Origin of the sequence: Siphonobacter aquaeclarae (genome assembly GCF_900103285.1) — a bacterium.
In the GTDB taxonomy this organism is placed as follows: domain Bacteria; phylum Bacteroidota; class Bacteroidia; order Cytophagales; family Spirosomataceae; genus Siphonobacter; species Siphonobacter aquaeclarae.
In genome coordinates this window covers 397,370-416,573 of sequence record NZ_FNGS01000006.1, presented here as the reverse complement: position 1 = coordinate 416,573, position 19,204 = coordinate 397,370, and the positions used below count along the sequence as shown (strand labels likewise).

The 19,204-nt window shown below is 54.7% G+C and carries 16 protein-coding genes; 10 read left to right on the top strand and 6 right to left on the bottom strand.

Annotated features, from left to right (window positions below):
* Positions 1 to 80: 80 nt before the first annotated feature.
* Positions 81 to 1,871 carry a translation elongation factor 4 gene (lepA, locus tag BLR09_RS17745; protein ID WP_093205369.1) on the bottom strand — a complete coding sequence of 597 codons (1,791 nt, stop codon included), beginning with the start codon at positions 1,869 to 1,871 and terminating at the stop codon, positions 81 to 83.
* 258 nt (positions 1,872 to 2,129) lie between these two features.
* Between lepA and BLR09_RS17740 the strand changes: the two genes are divergently transcribed.
* The 5 genes from BLR09_RS17740 to BLR09_RS17720 all read left to right on the top strand — a co-directional run bounded on the left by BLR09_RS17740 (position 2,130) and on the right by BLR09_RS17720 (position 6,122).
* Complete coding sequence (locus BLR09_RS17740; RefSeq protein ID WP_093205240.1) at positions 2,130 to 2,624, top strand: hypothetical protein; 495 nt, start codon at positions 2,130 to 2,132, stop codon at positions 2,622 to 2,624.
* Between the two features lie 250 nt (positions 2,625 to 2,874).
* A complete protein-coding gene (locus BLR09_RS17735) occupies positions 2,875 to 4,743 on the top strand; it encodes a CocE/NonD family hydrolase (protein ID WP_093205238.1) in 1,869 nt (622 codons plus the stop codon).
* A gap of 352 nt (positions 4,744 to 5,095) precedes the next feature.
* Positions 5,096 to 5,347: a hypothetical protein gene (locus BLR09_RS25340; RefSeq protein ID WP_143011147.1), complete on the top strand. Its 252-nt coding sequence runs from the start codon at positions 5,096 to 5,098 to the stop codon at positions 5,345 to 5,347.
* Complete coding sequence (locus tag BLR09_RS17725; protein ID WP_218126685.1) at positions 5,319 to 5,588, top strand: Txe/YoeB family addiction module toxin; 270 nt, start codon at positions 5,319 to 5,321, stop codon at positions 5,586 to 5,588. Before BLR09_RS25340 ends, BLR09_RS17725 begins: the two co-directional genes overlap by 29 nt.
* A 144-nt stretch (positions 5,589 to 5,732) precedes the next feature.
* Entirely contained in the window at positions 5,733 to 6,122 is a 390-nt protein-coding gene (locus BLR09_RS17720) for a hypothetical protein (RefSeq protein WP_093205234.1), read from the top strand.
* Positions 6,123 to 6,200: 78 nt separating this feature from the next.
* On the opposite strand, the gene BLR09_RS17715 is transcribed toward BLR09_RS17720, so the two are convergent.
* The gene (locus BLR09_RS17715; protein ID WP_093205364.1) at positions 6,201 to 7,343 is read right to left on the bottom strand and encodes a DEAD/DEAH box helicase; all 1,143 of its coding nucleotides are present in this window, start codon (positions 7,341 to 7,343) and stop codon (positions 6,201 to 6,203) included.
* Between the two features lie 231 nt (positions 7,344 to 7,574).
* On the opposite strand from BLR09_RS17715, the gene BLR09_RS17710 reads away from it, so the two are divergent.
* Positions 7,575 to 8,792: a saccharopine dehydrogenase family protein gene (locus BLR09_RS17710; RefSeq protein WP_093205231.1), complete on the top strand. Its 1,218-nt coding sequence runs from the start codon at positions 7,575 to 7,577 to the stop codon at positions 8,790 to 8,792.
* Positions 8,793 to 8,948: 156 nt separating this feature from the next.
* Entirely contained in the window at positions 8,949 to 9,509 is a 561-nt protein-coding gene (locus BLR09_RS17705; RefSeq protein WP_093205228.1) for a DUF4082 domain-containing protein, read from the top strand.
* Between the two features lie 3 nt (positions 9,510 to 9,512).
* On the opposite strand, the gene BLR09_RS17700 is transcribed toward BLR09_RS17705, so the two are convergent.
* The 4 genes from BLR09_RS17700 to BLR09_RS17685 all read right to left on the bottom strand — a co-directional run bounded on the left by BLR09_RS17700 (position 9,513) and on the right by BLR09_RS17685 (position 13,485).
* On the bottom strand, positions 9,513 to 10,580 hold the full coding sequence (locus BLR09_RS17700; protein WP_093205225.1) for a class I fructose-bisphosphate aldolase: 1,068 nt from the start codon (positions 10,578 to 10,580) through the stop codon (positions 9,513 to 9,515).
* A gap of 72 nt (positions 10,581 to 10,652) precedes the next feature.
* Positions 10,653 to 10,862 carry a heavy-metal-associated domain-containing protein gene (locus BLR09_RS17695; protein ID WP_093205223.1) on the bottom strand — a complete coding sequence of 70 codons (210 nt, stop codon included), beginning with the start codon at positions 10,860 to 10,862 and terminating at the stop codon, positions 10,653 to 10,655.
* A 14-nt stretch (positions 10,863 to 10,876) separates the two neighbouring features.
* The gene (locus tag BLR09_RS17690) at positions 10,877 to 13,084 is read right to left on the bottom strand and encodes a heavy metal translocating P-type ATPase (RefSeq protein ID WP_093205220.1); all 2,208 of its coding nucleotides are present in this window, start codon (positions 13,082 to 13,084) and stop codon (positions 10,877 to 10,879) included.
* Positions 13,085 to 13,158: 74 nt separating this feature from the next.
* Positions 13,159 to 13,485 (bottom strand): hypothetical protein, encoded by a 327-nt coding sequence (locus BLR09_RS17685; protein WP_093205218.1) that lies wholly within the window; start codon positions 13,483 to 13,485, stop codon positions 13,159 to 13,161.
* 307 nt (positions 13,486 to 13,792) lie between these two features.
* Here BLR09_RS17685 and BLR09_RS17680 point away from each other — a divergent pair, with 307 nt between their 5' ends.
* From BLR09_RS17680 to BLR09_RS17670, 3 genes are all read left to right on the top strand, one after another.
* On the top strand, positions 13,793 to 15,439 hold the full coding sequence (locus BLR09_RS17680; RefSeq protein ID WP_093205216.1) for a CTP synthase: 1,647 nt from the start codon (positions 13,793 to 13,795) through the stop codon (positions 15,437 to 15,439).
* A 168-nt stretch (positions 15,440 to 15,607) separates the two neighbouring features.
* Positions 15,608 to 17,410: a membrane protein insertase YidC gene (yidC, locus tag BLR09_RS17675; protein WP_093205213.1), complete on the top strand. Its 1,803-nt coding sequence runs from the start codon at positions 15,608 to 15,610 to the stop codon at positions 17,408 to 17,410.
* 125 nt (positions 17,411 to 17,535) lie between these two features.
* A complete protein-coding gene (locus tag BLR09_RS17670) occupies positions 17,536 to 19,197 on the top strand; it encodes an ABC transporter substrate-binding protein (RefSeq protein ID WP_093205210.1) in 1,662 nt (553 codons plus the stop codon).
* Positions 19,198 to 19,204: the final 7 nt, after the last annotated feature.

Here is a 19,204-nt window from a genome sequence, read left to right as displayed (position 1 = left end):
ACGGGTCCGTTTTGCGGACCCGTGCTGATTGTCGACCAAACCGGCTCTTCCGGCGGTCTGGGGCATCTTTTTGGCTATGGTCAGCTTTCGAGTTTGAGAACAGCCATGAATGCTTCCTGTGGAATTTCGACGTTCCCGACCTGGCGCATCCGCTTCTTCCCTTTCTTCTGCTTTTCGAGGAGCTTCCGTTTCCGGCTGATATCACCGCCGTAGCATTTTGCCAATACGTCTTTCCGCAGGGCCTTCACGGTTTCCCGGGCGATGATCTTCTGCCCGATAGCCGCCTGGATCGCAATTTCAAATTGCTGACGCGGGAGCAGTTCGCGGAGCTTTTCGCAGAGGCGCTTGCCCCATTCGTACGCCTTGTCGCGGTGCACAATAGCGGAAAGGGCGTCTACCCGCTCTCCGTTGAGCATGATATCGAGCTTGACCATGTCCCCTTCCTTGAAGCCGAGGTACTGGTAATCCAGCGACGCATACCCGCGTGAAATCGTCTTAAGGCGGTCAAAAAAGTCGAATACTACCTCCGACAACGGCATCTCGAACTGAAGCTCGATCCGGTCGGCGGTCAGGTATACCTGATTTTTCAGGACGCCGCGCTTGTCCATACACAGCTTCATGACGGTCCCGACGTACTCGGCCTTCGTGATGATCTGTGCGGCAATAATCGGCTCCTCGATGTAGTCGATGTGGTTCGGTTCCGGCATTTCGGACGGCGCCGATACTTTCAGGATTTCGTCCCGCGTGGTTTTGACGTTGAACTGCACGGATGGTACCGTCGTGATTACCGTCATGTCAAATTCCCGCTCGAGGCGCTCCTGCACGATTTCCATGTGCAGCATACCGAGGAAGCCGCAACGGAACCCGAAGCCGAGAGCTGCGGAGGTTTCCGGTTCCCAGATGAGGGCTGCGTCGTTGAGCTGCAGCTTTTCCATGGCTTCGCGGAGCTCTTCGAACTCGCTGGTATCGACGGGGTAAATCCCGGCGAATACCATGGGTTTGACGTCTTCGAACCCTTTGATCGCTTCCGCTGCCTGGCGGTCGCTCCGGGTGATGGTATCCCCTACCTTGACTTCCTTCGCGGTTTTGATACCGGAAATGAGGTAGCCTACGTCGCCGGTTTTGATGACGTCGCGGGGTTCCTTGTCGAGGCGCAGTACGCCTACTTCGTCCGCATAATATTCGCGGCCAGTAGCCATGAACCTGACCTTGTCGCCCTTCCGGATTTCGCCGTTGTATACCCGGAAAATGACTTCAATACCCCGGTAGGAGTTGAAAACGGAGTCAAAGATGAGCCCTTGCAGCGGACCGTCCGACTGTCCTTTCGGCGCCGGAATACGGTGTACAATAGCATGCAGAATATCGTCGATTCCGATTCCTTCCTTCGCGGAGGCGTGGATGATCTCGGAGCGTTCGCAGCCGATGAGGTCGACGATCTGGTCCGAAACTTCTTCCGGCATCGCGCCGGGAAGGTCAATTTTGTTGAGGATAGGAATGATTTCGAGGTCATGCCCGAGCGCCAGGTACAGGTTACTGATCGTCTGGGCTTCAATACCCTGAGACGCATCGACAACCAGGAGCGCCCCTTCACAGGCGGCGATCGACCGGCTTACTTCGTAACTGAAGTCGACGTGCCCCGGCGTATCAATAAGGTTGAGAACGTAGGCCTGCCCGTCGAGACGGTAGTCCATCTGAATGGCGTGGGACTTGATGGTAATGCCCCGCTCCCGTTCCAGATCCATGTCGTCGAGCAGCTGGTTTTGCATCTGCCGCGACGAAACAGTCTGGGTCCGTTCGATCAGACGGTCCGCCAGGGTACTTTTTCCGTGGTCAATGTGTGCAATAATGCAGAAATTGCGAATGTGATTCACGTGCCAAATATCGGTTAAATAGCTGTCTGTCAGCCCGAAGTGCCAGGTTTCAGGGATGCGAATTGGTCCCGTCGGAGGGCAGCCGGAAAAGACATCCGGATACCCGGAAACGCCCGGTTTCCGCGAACAACTGGCAAAAATACGTTCATTCCTCCGAAAACCCTCGGCTATGCGCCCGAAAGGCATGTATTCAGGCAGAAATCGATCTGAAAACCGTTTCTTCCGCCGATATTGCGCCGGTACATCAGCCAGTCACACATGAAACAGCTTTTTCTTCTCATCACTGCCTTGTTTTTCTTCTTTTCCGCCGGCGGCCAGACACAAGCCGATTTCCGGAGCGACAGTATCCGCCGGGTCTATGAGCGGGAAACGATTTTTATGATGGGAAACGGAAGCCGGTATGTGAAAGGCGGCCGGGCCTATTTATCGGGATGGAACCAGGTCAATCTCCGGCGTGAATTCGAGCTCTCGCCCGAAGGCTCCGCGGAGTTTAACCGCTACCGCAAACTCAAAACGATTTCCTCGATTCTGCAGGTCGTTTCGCTGGGCACCACTATTTATGGCCTGGCGACGATCAATAAACGCGGCGGCAACGAATACTGGACATGGTGGGGAATCGGCCTCGCCGTCAGCCTCGGAGGAGCAGTCGTCAATGGGCAGGCGCAAAACCGCCTGCAATATGCGCTCTGGCTCCGTAACCGGGACGCTATGTCGCGGCCACAGGACCGGGGTACGCTTTACGTTCCGCGGTAACTACCTGCCTGTTTTTTCGCAAAGCCTCTTCCGGTCGCCGGAAGAGGCTTTTGTTTTGTATCCGAAAAGAACGTACCTGTCGCAAAGCGTGGGTTTGGCGGGGAAAAATGAACCTCCTTTTAACGTACGTCGAAGAATTCTTTCCCATTTTTGAAAGAAATAAAACGGACGACTTCGTCAACAGTTCCGGCATACGGCGGCTTAGTACCTGCGCCTGCTGCTTCTGCCCTCCGATCGTTTCATCAGTCCTATGAAAAAACTACTACTCGCGTCGTTTCTCCTGGCCGGTACCCTTCCCTTGTCGGCCCAGGTCAGTACCAGCAAAGCGGACTCGGTTTATGTCCGGGAGCATTATACCAAAATCGAGCGGATGATCCCTATGCGCGACGGTGTGAAGCTTTTTACCTCGATTTATGTACCGAAGGACGCTTCGCAGAAGTATCCCGTTTTGTTAGACCGGACGCCGTACAGCGTCGCGCCTTATGGGGAGGAGAAGTACAAGGCCAGTATCGGTCCGTCGATGCTGTTCGCGCGGGAAGGGTATATCATTGTCTATCAGGATGTTCGCGGGAAGTATATGTCGGAAGGTACGTTTGTCGCCGTCCGCCCCTTTATCCCCAAGAAAACCAAACCAACCGATATCGACGAAAGCTCTGATACCTACGACACCATTGAATGGCTCCTCAAAAACATTCCGACGAATAACGGAAAAGTAGGTACCTGGGGCATCTCTGCGCCGGGTTTCTATACGACGATGACGGCGATTGACGCCCACCCGGCGTTGAAAGCCGCTTCGCCGCAGGCTCCGGTGACGGACTGGTATATGGGCGACGACCGGCACCACAACGGCGCGTTTTTTCTGATGGGTACGTTTGCCTTCCTCTCGTCGTACGGGATGCCGCGACCGGAACCGACAACGCAGTCCTTTCCCTCCTACAGCGCCTACGGCACGCCGGATTCCTATGAATTTTACAGGAAGATCGGGCCGGTTAAGAACATCGACGAGAAGATTTTCAAAGGACGTAACATCGTCTGGAACCAGATGATGCAGAACGAAACGTACAACGAATTCTGGCAGGCCCGTACCCCGGTACCGCACCTGAAAAACATCCGCCCGGCGGTGATGACCGTCGGCGGCTGGTTTGACCAGGAAGATTTGTACGGACCGCTGAAAACCTTCGCCGGAATCGAAAACCACGGTCCGGTTTCACCAAACTACCTCGTGATGGGGCCCTGGATTCACGGCGGCTGGTCGCGCTCGAAAGGTGACGCTCTCGGCAATATCCGGTTCGACGCCGAAACGGCGCCTTTTTACCGCGAAACCATCGAACTCGCCTTTTTCAATCACTACCTGAAAGACAAGGCCGACCCGCAGCTGCCCAAGGCGTATATCTTCGAGACCGGCTCGAACCGTTGGAAAAAATACGACGCATGGCCTCCGAAACAGTCGACCGAAGCGAAGCTCTATTTCCACTCCAATGGCAAGCTTTCGTTCGAAGCCCCCGCGAAAGGCGGATTCCGCGAGTACCTGAGCGATCCGGATAAGCCGGTTCCGTTTACGAACGAAATCCGGATTATCCGCGGAAGCGATTTTATGTACGAAGACCAGCGCTTCGCCGCTACCCGACCGGATGTGCTGGTGTATGAGTCGGATGTATTGACGGAAGACGTCATAATCTCGGGTAACGTCGCGGCCGATCTGTTTGTCTCGACGACGGGGACCGACGCCGATTTTGTTGTCAAGCTCATCGACGTCTATCCCGGCGATGCGCCGAACAACAGTCCCATTGCCGGCACGAAAATGGGCGGTTTTCAGCTCATGGTACGCGGCGAAGTGATGCGCGCCAAGTTCCGGAACAGCTTCTCGAAACCCGAGCCGCTTGTTCCCAACAAAGTCTCCGAGGTGAAATTCGACATGCAGGACGCCGCCCACTGCTTCAAAAAAGGCCACAAAATCATGGTACAGGTGCAGAGCTCCTGGTTCCCGCTGGTGGACCGTAACCCGCAGAAATTCGTGAACATCTACCAGGCGAACGAATCCGATTTCCAGAAAGCCACCCACCGCGTCTATAGCGGACCGGCGCAGGCGTCGCACGTAAACGTCCGAATCGTAAAATAACAGGATAGCAAGCCGTTCCGGACCGGCCGGCGCCCTGGCGGACAGGGTCGCCGGCCGGTCCGTTTTTCTATGAAATCAATTTTGTGAGGAAACCCTTCGGCGGGAATCGGAATACCGTGTTCTGTCCGGCAAATTCGGCCAAAAAAGCGATTCGAACGTTTCCGAATCGAGCTGATAAGTCACTACATTTGTGAAAACAGGTATCCGTCCGAAAAAACACCCTGTCCGACTCGTTTCACCGAGACATTTTTCCAACCTCCCCTCGAATAATTGAACCGGAAAAAGCCCTTTTACGGGCCTGAGTCTGAATTTCCCAAGCGTAACCTAACACCGAACCGCTAACGAAGGATCAATGAAAACAACGTTTGATCTGCACGAATCCGAGCTGGACGAAAAGCTGCTGAAAAGCCTCAAGGATCTTTTCAGGGGCAAGCACCTCCGCCTGGTAGTGGAGACCGTCCACCCGGCCCAGGCTGACATCCCCCCTATTCCCATCAGCTCCGACCGCCTCAGCGCTGCCGTGGAGCATGTACGAAAAGGCGAAAATGTTAAAGTTCTAACTTTCGAAGACCTCCATGAAATTGAAAAGAAAATTGGTCTTTGATAACGAGGCCTACGAAGATTTTCTCGCCTGGGCGCATGTCGACCGAAAGAACTTTTACAAGATCAACGACCTGCTCCGGACGATCCAGCAACTCCCGTTTGACGGGAAAGGCCGGCCCCAACCGCTCAACGAATCGCTGAAGGGGTTCTGGTCCCGGCAGATTTCCGATGGTCACCGCCTGATTTACGAGGTTACCGACCAGGAGATCCGCGTCATCGCCTGCAAGGATTACGTTGCCTGATATTGCCTCCCCCAAAACTATACCTGAACCGGAAAAGCCCGACCGTCTGGCCGGGCTTTCACTTTTATTAATGGTCATTTAATACCAATCGGGCCTCGGAAGCCGTTAATTTGCCCGAAAACAACCTAAAAGAATACAGTATCCATGAAAAAAGTAATCGTACTGGCGATCGCCGCTACCTGCCTTCAAACTGCTGCTTACTCACAAGGTATTCTCGAAAAAGCGGAGAAAGCCGTTGCCGGCGCTTCTTCCTCTAACGGAGCCGGAGCCATTCTCCAGACGCTGACTTCCAAGCTGGGCCTTTCCACAGCGCAGAAGCCGCAGGTAGCCGATATCGTCGGCCAATTCCTGACGCAGAAATCCGCCCTGAGCGGTACCGAAGAGCAGAAGAAAACCAAATTCGGCCAGCTCTTCGCCGGATTGAAAACCAAGCTCGCTGCTGTCCTCACAGCTGTTCAGCTCCAGAAGCTTCTCTCCCTGAAACCCGCCGCAGGCGATACATCGAATCCGTTGAGCAAGCTGTTTAACTTGTAACCTTCGGATTGCCTGTTAACAGAAGAAGAGGCTGTCGCACGACAGCCTCTTCTTTGTGTTTCCCCCCTGCCCTATGCTCTAATACCCATGCAAATTCACCTCCTCCGTCGGCTGCAGGGATACCCGCCTCTTCATTTTCTTCAGAATAACTTTAAAGTGATGTTCTTCTTCCGGCGTTACGAGTGAAATGGCTTCACCGGTAGCTTCCGCCCGGCCCGTCCGCCCGATACGGTGAATGTAATCTTTCGGTGAACGGGGCAGTTCGAAGTTAATTACGAACGGAAGCTCCTGAATATCAATCCCCCGGGCGATGAGATCCGTCGCCACGAGTACCGTCAGCTGCCCGGCTTTGAAGCGCTTCAGTGCCTCTACCCGTGCTCCCTGGCTTTTCTGACCGTGCATGGCATAGGCCTGAATACCGTTTTTATTGAGTTTGACGACGAGGTTATCGGCGGCGCGGGTCGACGATACAAACACGAGTACCTGTTTCATCTCTTTCGATTTAATAAGGTACCGGAGAAAAGGTCCTTTCCGTTCCGGCGAGATCGCATAAGCCGATTGCCGGATCAGGTCCAGGTTTTCGGGCTCGTCAGGAATACCGGCCACGACCGGATCGGCGAGCAGGGTTTGCCGGATCGTCTCCACTTCGTCGGCCAGGGTAGCTGAAAACAGCAGGTTCTGCCTGCGGGCGGGCAAGAGGGCAAACAGCTCCTTCATTTCGTCACCGAACCCCATCGACAGCATCTTGTCGGCTTCGTCGAGAACGAGCGTGGTTACTTTTTCGAGAGACAAAGCCTTTTGCCCGATAAGATCGAGCAGGCGCCCCGGCGTCGCGATGACGATATCGGCGCCGTGAAGGGCCATCATCTGCGGGTTGGCGGAAACGCCGCCATAGACCGCGACCGGCTTCACCCGTCTGGGCAGGCCTGCGCTAAACTGCCGTACCACATCCAGTATCTGCAACGCCAGCTCCCGGGTCGGTACCAGTATGAGTACGTCCGGAAAACGGGATTTGCGGGGCTCCTTTTGTTGCAACTGTTCCAGAATGGGCAATACAAATGCGGCCGTTTTGCCCGATCCGGTTTTGGCCATGCCCAGTACATCCCGCCCGGCCAGCACCACCGGAATAACGGCTTCCTGGATGGGATACGGGTTGGTAAATTGTTCGCGGGCGATAGCCTCCAGAAGCGGCCTGCTCAGGCCCAGTGCAGAAAAGGACATAGGATGTTTCATGCCGGTCAGTAACGGCGAAGGCGCAAATATACGCATACGATGGGCGGAACCGGCCGGATACCCATACCGGGGTGAGGCTATCATCCCCTGCTTTCTTCACAATAACTTCAAGAACGGGAGCATTCAAATTCTGAGGAGAATGCTATTTTTGCGAGCTGAACGCGGCCGGCACGTTCGTTCCGAACAGCCGCCGCCCGTGATTTTTCCATACAACTGAAGATGAGCAAGAAAGTACTTATTATCGGAGCCGGCGGTGTCGGAAACGTCGTCGCGAAGAAAGTCGCCATGAACCCTGATTCATTCGGCGAGATTCTCCTGGCTTCCCGGACGAAGTCCAAATGCGACAAGATCGCCGCAGAAGCCCGCGAACACGGCCTTCCGACGGAAATTCAGACCGCAGCCGTCGACGCCGATAACGTAGCCGAACTTTCCGCCCTGATCCGCGACTTCCAGCCGTACATGGTGATCAACGTGGCGCTTCCCTATCAGGACCTTCCGATTATGGATGCCTGCCTGGCGACCGGCGTACACTACCTCGACACGGCGAATTACGAGCCAAAGGACGTAGCCAAGTTCGAATACTCCTGGCAATGGGCCTACCAGCAGCGGTACAAGGATGCCGGTCTGATGGCGCTGCTCGGCTGCGGATTCGACCCGGGTGTCACCCAGGTCTACACCTCCTATGCCAACAAGCATCATTTTTCCGAAATGCAGTACCTCGATATCGTGGACTGCAACGCCGGAGATCACGGCAAAGCCTTTGCCACCAATTTTAACCCCGAAATCAATATCCGGGAAATTACCCAGCCGGGTCGTTACTGGGAAAACGGCGAGTGGGTGGAAATTCCGGCGATGAGCATTCACAAGCCCATCGAATACCCGAACGTTGGCGCGAAGGAAAGCTACGTGCTGTACCACGAAGAGCTGGAATCTCTCGTGAAGCACTTCCCGACGCTGAAGCGCGCCCGCTTCTGGATGACCTTCGGACAGCAGTACATCACGCACCTTCAGGTATTGCAGAACGTGGGGATGACAAGCATCGCTCCCGTGAAATTCCAGGGTATGGACATTGTACCGCTCGAATTCCTCAAAGCGGTTCTTCCGGAACCCGGTACCCTCGGCGAAAACTATACCGGCGAAACGTCGATCGGTTGCCAGATTCGCGGTCTGGGTAAAGACGGAAACGAACTGACCTACTTCGTCTGGAACAACTGCAAGCACCAGGACGCGTACAAGGATACGCAGGCGCAGGGCGTCAGCTACACCACCGGCGTACCGGCGATGATCGGCGCGAAGCTCATGTGCGACGGCATCTGGATGCAACCCGGTGTCTGGAACTGCGAACAGCTCGATCCGGATCCGTTCATGGCGTTGCTCAATCAGCATGGTCTGCCCTGGCACGAAGCCATCAATCAGCCGCTTTCGGTAGAAGCCTGATCAGATTGACATAGCTTACGCGAAAAGGCAGCCAGTCGGCTGCCTTTTCGCGTATTTACCCGTAATCGCTGCTAAAAAACAGGTAGTTTTTGCACAGGAATATCCTAAACTATCTATCTTTCGTATATATCCGCGGACATCAACCATCCGAAATCCATGAAAACACTTGTAGCCTGCCTGGGAATTCTGCTTGCTGTCGGCAATTGTTCCGACAACAAAGAAGACGTCAAACCTTCCGAAACCCCTATTTCCGCTTTGGTCAATGAGGAAACGGACAACCCGTCGGTTGGAAACTTCGGGTATTTCGAAGGCGGGCACATCTTTCAGCCCGTTGTCAACGGAACGATCAACCGCCTGCTTTGTAAACTGCCTCAGGCCGGTTCGTATCGTATCTGCCTCTGGGATGTTTCGGCGAAAAAGATCCTCGCGCAGGTTGTTGTGCAGCAAACTGCCGCCGCGACCCTCAGCGGAGCAGAGATTCCCGCCGTGAAGGTATCCGCCTCCGGTACGTATGCGATTTCGATGCTTCGGAATAACTATTACTGCTATTCCTACAAAGCAGGTCCGCTCTTCAAGTACCCTGTCAAAAAAGGAAATATCCGTATTCTCTCCTACGTCAATTCCAAATCGTCCGAAAATGCCGCACCGTTGTTTTCGGAAGAAGAAAATACGGGAAATTTCTGCGGCTATGCCGACTTTTCATTCATCCCCGACTGATTGTCAGGCGATTGTCACCTCAGGCATCAGGTATACATCCTGAATCGAGTGGAGTAGTTTTACCCCTTCTTCAAACGGGCGCTGAAAAGCCTTCCGTCCGGAAATCAGTCCCGTACCTCCTGCCCGCTTATTAATGACGGCCGTCCGGGCCGCTTCGGCGAAGTCATTGGCGCCGGAAGCGCCTCCTGAGTTAATCAGCCCCGCTCTTCCCGCGAAGCCGTTCAATACCTGATACCGGCAAAGGTCAATCGGGTGATCGCTGGCCAGCTGCGTATACATCCGCTCGTCGAGCTTGCCATAGCTGCTCTGACCGAGGTTGAGCATCTTATACCCCCCGTTCGTTTCCGGGAGTTTTTGCTTGACAATATCGGCTTGAATGGTAACGCCCAGGTGGTTGGCCTGACCGGTCAGATCAGCCGCCAGGTGGTAATCGGTACCTGCCTTAAACGCGTCATTCCGGAGATAGCACCAGAGGATCGTCGCCATACCCAGCCGGTGGGCTTCGTCAAACGCTTTGGCTATTTCCACGATTTGCCGGCCCGATTCCGGAGAGCCGAAATAGATCGTCGCCCCGACTGCCGCCGCACCCAGGTTCCAGGCTTCCTGAACGGTACCGAAGAGAATCTGGTCCGACTTGTTGGGGTAGGTCAGCAGTTCGTTGTGGTTGATCTTGACGATAAACGGAATCTTGTGGGCATACTTCCGCGCCACGAATCCCAGCGCGCCGAAGGTAGTCGCTACGGCATTACACCCGCCTTCAATGGCCAGGCGGACAATATTCTCCGGATCGAAATACAGCGGATTTGCGGCAAACGACGCCCCGGCGCTGTGCTCAATTCCCTGATCGATCGGGAGAATGGACAGATAGCCGGTCCCGCCCAGACGACCCGCGCCGAACAGGTTACCGAGGCTGCGGAGCACCTGCGGATTCCGGTCCGACGGCCCGTATACCGAATCGATAAACTGCGGAGAAGGAAGATGGAGCCAGTCCTTCGGAACGGCCTTGCTTTCGTGAGAGAGGAGACTGTCCGCCTCGCGGCCCAGCATCCCGATAAGCTGATCGAGATTCATGTGGTACAGGTTTATCGGCTATGAACGGAAAGAACCCTGCCAGCGCGGCAGGGTTCCGGTACATCAATCGGCTCAGGCTTCCTTCGCAGAAAAGCCGGCTTTTTCGACTGTTTCAATGATGACTTCGGGGTCGAGGTCATCTCCTTCGACGGTCAGGATTTTTTCAGGATTGTCGGTATCGACCTTCCAGGTATCAATCGAGTCTTCCTGATTGAGAAAAGGAGAGACTTTGGCGACACAATTTGAGCAATTGATGTTGGTCTTGAACTGAAGCGTTTCCATGGAATGTAAGTTAGTTATAGTTTACGGTATTTAAGACGAAGACTGTTGGAGACGACGGAAACCGAACTCAGGGCCATCGCCGCCCCCGCAATCATGGGGTTGAGCAGGAAACCGTTAACCGGGTAGAGTACCCCCGCTGCAATCGGAATCCCGATGATGTTGTAAATAAAAGCCCAGAACAGGTTCTGGCGTATGGCGCCTACCGTCATTGACGAGAGGTGAAACGCGCGGGGTAATAGTTGCAAGTCACTGGAAATCAGGGTCATTTTCGCCACGTTCATCGCAATATCCGAACCATGCCCCATGGCTACGCTGACGTCGGCCTGAGCCAGTGCCTGGGAGTCGTTGATGCCGTCGCCGACCATCGCAACTACCTTTCCCTGCTGCTGAAGCTCTTTCACGACGGCGGCCTTGTCCTGCGGCATGACTTCCGCCCGGACGTCGGTGATCCCGACCTGTCCGGCGACGAACGCGGCGGTCTGGCGGTTGTCGCCCGTCAGCATCGTCACGCCGATACCTTGTTTTTTCAGTTGGCGAACCGCTTCAGCCGAGGTTTCCTTGACGGGATCGGAAATGGCCAGGGCGGCGCGGACTTTCACATCGTCCGCCAGCAGAATCACCGTTTGTGCCTGTTGCTGCCAGGTTTTGACCGGCCATTCGTCCATCGACAGGCCGAGGGCCGTCATCCAGCCAGGACTGCCGGCATAGAACGTCTGACCGGCGTATACGGCCTGCATACCTTTACCCGGAACGGCGTCGACCCGTTCCATTGCGATCGGCCTGGCATTTTGTTCTTTCAGGTACCGGACCACTGCTTCTGCCAGCGGGTGCGTCGATTGTCCCTCAATCCCCATCAGTACACTCCGGAAGAAATCGCTTTCCCAACGGGCATCGGTGACATCCGGCTTTCCCTGCGTGATGGTACCGGTTTTGTCGAGGATGACGTGGTTGACCTGGTAGGCCTTTTCGAGGCTTTCGGCGTCTTTGATGAGGATACCGCTTTCGGCGCCTTTGCCTACGCCGACCATAATAGCCGTCGGCGTAGCCAGTCCCAGCGCACAGGGACAGGCGATAACCAGCACCGTCACGGCATTGAGAAGCCCGTAGGTCAGCGCATTGTCTCCACCGAGTACCCACCAGGCGGCAAACGTCAGGGCAGCGATGATGATCACGACGGGTACGAATATGCCGGCGATTTTGTCGACCAGGCGCTGCACCGGCGCCTTGCTACCCTGAGCTTCCTGTACCAGGCGGATCAGCTGGGCCAGGAGTGTCTCCCCGCCTACTTTCGCCGCGATCAGGTGAAAGCTACCCTGCTGGTTGACGGTACCGGCGAATACAGAAGTACCTTTTGTTTTTTCGACGGGAACCGGTTCTCCGGAGATCATGCTTTCATCGACAAAAGAGTGCCCCGATTTGACTTTCCCGTCGACCGGAATCTTATCTCCCGGCCGAACCAGAATCCGGTCGCCAACTTTCACCTCCGCGAGGGATATCTCCTTTTCTTCTCCGTTGAGTACCAGTATAACCGACTGAGGCTGAAGGCCCATCAGCTTCTTAATCGCAGAAGAAGTAGTAGACTTGGCTCGTTCTTCCAGCCATTTTCCGAGGAGGATAAACGCGACGACTACCGCTGCCGCTTCGAAGTACACGTGCGGATGCAGGCCGCGGCGGTGCCAGAATTCCGGATTGAGCGTATTGAAGACACTGAAGGCGTAGGCGATCCCGGTACTCATCGCAACGAGGGTATCCATCGACGTCTGCCCGAACCGGGCCTGCTTCCAGGCATTGACGAAGAACTTTTTCCCGAAAACGAACAGCACCGGCGTACTCAGCACCCACATGATGTAGTTGGCGGGCGGCCAGTCCATGAACGCCATGCCGAGTACAACGACAGGTACCGTCAGAATAGAAGCCCGGATGAGGTTGCGCTGTAGTTCGCGCAGTTTGTTTTCCTTGTATTCCGCCTGTTTTTCTTCGGCGTTTTCGGTATCAAGAATCAGGTTGTATCCGATGCTTTGAACAACCTGCTGAAGGCGCTCCAGCGACGTTTCATCGGGGTGAAAAGTAATGCGGGCCGATTCGTCGGCGAAATTGACCGAAGTAGCGTCTACGCCGGACTGCCGCGAAAGGACGGTCTGGATGCTCAGGGCACAGGCGGCACAGCTCATGCCTGTGACCGGCACCCGGATTGTTTCGACCGCTGTATCAATGGTTTCCATATCCTTGTCTTGCGATTTCGGATACAAAGATCGGACTGCAAGGCGCCGGCCGATTACACAGTTGCGGAACAAACTTATATAATTCCGCGGCGGCGGGGGAAGTCGTCCATTTCCACGGTCGGAAGCACCGGATTGAGTACCTGCCGGGCAATGGTCACGCGGAAAAATTTCACACCACTCACTTCATAATCCTGAAAGAACTTATCCCGGAGTTGCAGGTTCCGATAGATTGTCGAGTAGCTCAGGCGGGGCTCCCAGCCGTGTATCTGCAGCGAAGTCAGCAGAAATTCCACCGTTTTTTTTAAGTTGGAAAAGTATACCTGTGACGCCTCCCGCCGGCGCTGCTCAGGCAGGGCGGGATACGGCTGGATGGTCAGTTCATAAATCGGTTGCTGCGTCATTTTCTGAAAAATTATCTCCTTATTTTTCCAATGCCGCAATATTACAGCAGGGGATGCCGTTTTGATATTAGTTTTCGATTAGAGAATTCAGCCCCGTGATACCGGGGCTTTTTTGTCTCTTTTTCTTTCCGGCCGGCACTTCCTTCGTACCGGCCCGTTTTTGCTTTTTTTGCACTTTTTTAGGGGTTTCAACTGCCTGACGACCATATTCTTAGCCCGAAACCCCGCAAAAACTGTCGAAACCACCTGCCGATCTCTTCAAAGAAACAGCTATCTTTGTATCCCGTACACAAATCACAACGTCGTCATGTCCACGGCCAAACCGACGAAATACATCTTTGTTACGGGCGGGGTTGCTTCCTCACTCGGCAAGGGCATAGTCGCCTCCTCGTTAGCCAAACTTCTGCAGTCCAGAGGTCTTTCCGTTACCATCCAGAAATTCGATCCCTACATCAACGTCGATCCCGGTACACTCAATCCGTATGAACACGGCGAGTGCTATGTCACCGACGACGGCGCTGAAACTGACCTGGACCTTGGTCACTACGAGCGCTTTCTCAACGTACCTACGTCTCAGGACAACAACGTGACGACCGGTCGTATCTATTACGATGTCATCATGGCTGAGCGGGAAGGAAAATACCTCGGTAAAACTGTTCAGGTTGTTCCTCATATCACGGACGAAATCAAGCGCCGGATGACGGCTCTCGGCCGTAACGGCAAGTTCGATATCGTCATTACCGAAATCGGTGGTTGCGTTGGTGATATCGAGTCACTGCCCTTCATCGAAGCGGCACGTCAGCTCAAGTATGAACTCGGCGAACACAATACCCTGTTCATTCACCTGACGCTGATCCCGTACCTGAGCTCGGCCGGCGAGCTGAAGACCAAGCCGACCCAGCACTCGGTCCGTACCCTTTCCGAATCAGGTATTCAGGCGGATATCCTTGTTTGCCGGACGGAGCACCCGATCCCGGCAGATATGCGCCGTAAGATCGCGCTGTTCTGTAACGTACAGCCCAACGACGTCATCGAATCCATCGATGCGGAAACAATCTACGACGTTCCCCTCCTCATGAAGCAGGAGAAGCTGGACCAGCGCACGCTGTACAAGCTCGACCTGTATAATGATCAGGAACCGAACCTCGATTCCTGGAAAGACTTCCTCGGAAAATTCAAGAACCCGACCGAGCAGATCACCGTTGGCCTCGTTGGGAAATACGTCGAACTGAAAGACGCCTACAAGTCCATCGCGGAAGCTTTCATCCACGCCGGTGCTGTCAACGAATGCAAGGTAAAAGTGGAGTGGATTTCGTCCGAAACACTTGACCAGGAGGAAGTTATCCAGCAGCTGCTCAACCTCGACGGCATCCTGGTCGCCCCGGGTTTCGGCGAGCGCGGTCTGGAAGGCAAAATCCATGCGGTTCAGCTCGCACGGGAAAACAAGATTCCGTTCTTCGGCATCTGCCTCGGTATGCAGATGGCCGTGATTGAATACGCCCGCAACGTGGCCGGTATCAAAGATGCCTCTTCTACAGAGCTGGAACCGGAAACGCCCAGCCCGGTTATCGACCTGATGGAAGAGCAGAAGAAAATCAAATCCAAAGGCGGTACCATGCGTCTCGGCGCCTGGCCGTGTGACCTGCAGAAGGAAACCCTCGCGCACCGGATTTATGGCAAGAAGCGGATTTCGGAGCGTCACCGCCACCGGTACGAGTTCAACAACGCCTACCTGAAGCGCCTCAACGAAGCAGGACTTGTTACATCCGGTATCAACCCGGAGAGCAAGCTGGTGGAAATCATCGAGCTGAAACAAGATGTACACCCGTTCTTCATCGGCGTGCAATTCCACCCCGAATACAAGAGTACGGTACTCAATCCGGCCCCGCTTTTCGTGCAGTTCGTCAAGGCAGCTCTGAAACATTCGCTGGAAAAGAAGGCCGTCACAGCCTGAGCGGATCAGCAGCCTTTCGGGTTGCCGCTTATCCCATTTTCCTGAAAAAATGAATCGGCACGCAAGGCTTTCGGGAATGTTTCCGAACTTTGCGTGCTTATTTTTTTAACATACGTTCTATCATTTCCGGTGGAAGGTCGGTGACCTTCTCGTTTGAACATCCTTTTTATGGATCGTAATACCATTATCGGGTTGCTGCTGATCGTGGCGATGTTGCTTGGGTACCAGTTCCTGATGCCCGAGGAAAAGCCTGCTCCCCCGAAAGCGCAGCCCACTGAGATCGCGAAAAAAAATCCGGCAGAAGCGCCGGTAGACACCCTGGCGCTCGGTCAGTTTGCCGGTGCGGCGAGCGGAACCGCTCAGGATATTGTGCTGGAAAACAAGGACATCCGCGTTACGTTGAGTACGCAGGGCGGACGGATCAAAAACGTCCTGCTCAAAAACTACAAGACGTTTGACCAAAAGCCGCTCTACCTGTTTGAGGAAAAAGGTTCGCGGCTGAACCTCGAGCTGCCGAATGGAGCGACGCCGGTGAATACCAGCAAACTCTTTTTCGCAGCCAACGGCGGCAATCAGCAGGTAGCGGAAGGACAAACCGGTTCGGTGACTTTCGCCCTGACGCTTCCCGGCGGCCAGACACTGCAGCAGCAGTATACCCTGGCTGGCAGCGGATTCTCCCTTCTGTATGACGTGGTGGCGAAGAACTTCGGCGGCAACGCCCGCCTGCTCTGGTCGCACGAGGTCAACCGTACCGAAAAAGACCTCAGCAAGCTCCGGAATGAAAGTACTGTCAACTACTACACGGCTGACGACTCGTTTGATCACCTGAGCCAGAACGCTTCCGGCACCGAGGAAAAGACCCTCGAGCAGCCTGCCCGCTGGATCTCCTTCAAGCAGATGTACTTTATTTCGGGTCTGGTTGGTGAAAGTACCAACCTGTCAGGTGTGAAGCTGAAGTCAACGGCCTATCCGGATAACAACGAGCAGAATCTCAAGACATTACAGGCAGAAGTTTCCATTCCGTCGGCCGACCTGGCTGCCGGTCGCGGAAAGTTCAAACTCTTCTTCGGACCGAATGATTATAAGCTCACGAAGCAGGTTGCCGAGAATTTCGACGAAAACGTGTACCTCGGTTACGCGTTCCTGAAGCCCCTGAACAAGTACGTATTTGTGCCGCTGTTCTACCTTCTGGGTGGCTTCATCTCGAATTACGGAATTCTGATTGTGTTGCTGGTACTCGTCATCAAGCTGGTGCTGACGCCGCTGACCTACCGCAGCTATATTTCGATGGCCAAGATGCGCGTCCTTCAGCCGGAGATCAACGCCATCAAGGAAAAGCTTGGCGAAGATGACGCGCAGAAACTGCAGCAGGAGCAGATGAAACTGTATCAGCAGGTGGGTGTCAACCCGCTCTCCGGCTGTGTACCGCAGTTGCTGACGCTTCCGATCCTCATGTCGGTATTCTTCCTGTTCCCGAACCTCTTTGAGCTTCGCCAGCAGCCGTTCCTGTGGTCGAACGACCTTTCTTCGTATGACGACCTGATTCACTTCGGCTTCTCCCTGCCGGTACTGGGCAACCACCTCAGCCTCTTTACGCTGATGATGACGGCTTCCAGTATTCTCTTCGCCTGGTACAACAACCAGACGACGCCGGCTTCGGGCGGTCCGGTGGACTACAAGACCCTCGGATACATCATGCCGGTAGTCTTCTTCTTTATCATGAACTCCTTCCCGGCCGGTTTGGCATGGTACTACCTGGTGTCCAACCTGATTACGATCGGGCAGCAGCAGGTGATCAAGCGGTTTGTGGACGAAGACAAGATCCGGGCTGTTCTCAACGAAAACCGGAAGAAGATTGCTTCCGGCGAAAAGAAGAAATCCAAGTTCTCTGAAATGCTCGAAAAACAGCTGAAAGCAGCAGAAGAGGCTAAAAAACAAGCCGAATCGCAGCAGCAGAAGAAAAAGAAATAAGTAACGTATACCTCGCAAAAGCCCCTTTCCGCCCGGAACAGGGGCTTTTGTCTTTTTCGGCACAAACCTGAAAAAACTGACCCGGCAACGGGAGACAAGTCCTATTTTTGCACAAATACCCTGATATGCTTAAACATACCTTCCTTTTTCTTCTGACGATTGGCGGCGCTTTTGCCCAGACGGCCCCTGAGACCTACCGGAAAAGCTACGACGCAGGCCTGAAGGCCATCCAGGAGAAACGGTACGAAGAAGCACGCCAGCAATTTACCCCCTTGACTCTTTCCTCGTATCAGAACGACCTGGTTCCGTACAGTCATTACTTCCTGGCGTTGGCAGACCTCCGGACCAACAAGCTGGCCGACAGCCGGGCCGTGCTCCGGCAACTCGAAGCCCGCTACCCATCGTGGAATAAGTTGTCTGACGCCCGCCTGCTCTATGCCAACATCCTGCTGGAGGAAGAGCAGTACCAGACGGGTATCGACGCGCTCAAACGCCTGACGGAAAGCCGCCTGGGAGGCGAAATCCGGGAAATGGAGGCCTACTACCTCGGAAGATGCACCAGCCTGCCGGTACTGCGGCAGTTACAGGTAAAGTACCCGGCCGACGAGATCGTTGCCCAAAGCCTTGTAAACCTGATTTACCGGACATCCACCAATAAAACCGACCTCGATCTCGCAGCGAGGCTGACGGAGAAATTCAAGCTGAAGCCGCAGGCCGTAGTGACCGTTCCTGTTGCCAATACACCCCGCAGGAATCCATCGCCGGGTGTGAAAAAGACTTCATACAACGTCGGCGTATTGTTTCCGTTCAAGTGGAACGACGCCTCGGGCGTTACGGGCGCTTCCTATACGACCAGTCTGTACGAGGGTATGCGGATGGCCGTCAAGAAGTTACAGACGGAAAATACCACTGTCAACCTGGTTGCATATGACGTGGACAATACCGCCGAAAGCATGACCCGCCTCGTGAATAACGGGCCGTTTCAGCAGCTCGATCTCCTCATTGGCCCGCTGTACCCGCAGAGCTATGAGGTAGCGGCAGCCTGGGCGGCGGAAAAAGGTATTCCGATTGTGAATCCGCTGTCGACGAACAGTACGCTCGGTCAGAACAATACCTACCTGGCACAGCCGTCGGTCGAAACACAGGCGAAAACATTGCTGAAATTCGCAGGACGCTTCATCCCGAAGACTGTCGCCATTGCCTACGGCACCTCCCGGCAGGACTCGCTGCTCGCCACTACCTATGCACAGCTGGCGAAAGATCAGGGGTACCAGGTAGTCAGTCTCCGGCGGAGCCTGACCGACAACGGCATGAGCGACCTCAACCTCAAAAAACCCGGGCATTTCCTGGCGGTATTTTCGACGCCCGGCGCGGCCTCCGCAGCCATGAGCTGGTTCAGTAAGTCGACTGCCGGCTGCCCTATCCTGCTGCCGTATGAGTCGTTCAACATGGTGACGACATCTCCTTCGGTTTTTGCGGGACAAAAGGTATACCTCTTCGATTCGCTGTATCCGGATGACAAGCAGGCCACCGCAGTCGATTTCCGGCAGAAGTACATGAATCGGACGAAGCAGTTTCCGTCAACCTACGCCTATCTCGGCTACGATACTGTCCTGTTTTTCGGACGATTGCTCGGCAAGTACGGCACCGATATTTCAAAAGGGCTGACGGCACAGGCTTACCGCGACGGATATACCCTCGGCGGATTTGACTACCGCCAGTCGCACGATAACCAGAATTTCACGGTTCTTCAGTATTCCAATTACCAATTTACCCCGGTCCGTTGACCGGTCA

What these genes read in the sequence shown, in the direction of transcription:
- BLR09_RS17680 (WP_093205216.1), top strand. Translation starts at nt 13,793, where the DNA reads ATGTCCACGGCCAAACCGACGAAATACATCTTTGTTACGGGCGGGGTT.
- BLR09_RS17735 (WP_093205238.1), top strand. Translation starts at nt 2,875, where the DNA reads ATGAAAAAACTACTACTCGCGTCGTTTCTCCTGGCCGGTACCCTTCCC.
- BLR09_RS17705 (WP_093205228.1), top strand. Translation starts at nt 8,949, where the DNA reads ATGAAAACACTTGTAGCCTGCCTGGGAATTCTGCTTGCTGTCGGCAAT.
- BLR09_RS17725 (WP_218126685.1), top strand. Translation starts at nt 5,319, where the DNA reads ATGAAATTGAAAAGAAAATTGGTCTTTGATAACGAGGCCTACGAAGAT.
- BLR09_RS17700 (WP_093205225.1), bottom strand. Translation starts at nt 10,580, where the DNA reads ATGAATCTCGATCAGCTTATCGGGATGCTGGGCCGCGAGGCGGACAGT.
- BLR09_RS17715 (WP_093205364.1), bottom strand. Translation starts at nt 7,343, where the DNA reads ATGTCCTTTTCTGCACTGGGCCTGAGCAGGCCGCTTCTGGAGGCTATC.
- BLR09_RS17710 (WP_093205231.1), top strand. Translation starts at nt 7,575, where the DNA reads ATGAGCAAGAAAGTACTTATTATCGGAGCCGGCGGTGTCGGAAACGTC.
- yidC (WP_093205213.1), top strand. Translation starts at nt 15,608, where the DNA reads ATGGATCGTAATACCATTATCGGGTTGCTGCTGATCGTGGCGATGTTG.
- BLR09_RS25340 (WP_143011147.1), top strand. Translation starts at nt 5,096, where the DNA reads ATGAAAACAACGTTTGATCTGCACGAATCCGAGCTGGACGAAAAGCTG.
- BLR09_RS17695 (WP_093205223.1), bottom strand. Translation starts at nt 10,862, where the DNA reads ATGGAAACGCTTCAGTTCAAGACCAACATCAATTGCTCAAATTGTGTC.
- BLR09_RS17670 (WP_093205210.1), top strand. Translation starts at nt 17,536, where the DNA reads ATGCTTAAACATACCTTCCTTTTTCTTCTGACGATTGGCGGCGCTTTT.
- BLR09_RS17685 (WP_093205218.1), bottom strand. Translation starts at nt 13,485, where the DNA reads ATGACGCAGCAACCGATTTATGAACTGACCATCCAGCCGTATCCCGCC.
- BLR09_RS17690 (WP_093205220.1), bottom strand. Translation starts at nt 13,084, where the DNA reads ATGGAAACCATTGATACAGCGGTCGAAACAATCCGGGTGCCGGTCACA.
- BLR09_RS17720 (WP_093205234.1), top strand. Translation starts at nt 5,733, where the DNA reads ATGAAAAAAGTAATCGTACTGGCGATCGCCGCTACCTGCCTTCAAACT.
- BLR09_RS17740 (WP_093205240.1), top strand. Translation starts at nt 2,130, where the DNA reads ATGAAACAGCTTTTTCTTCTCATCACTGCCTTGTTTTTCTTCTTTTCC.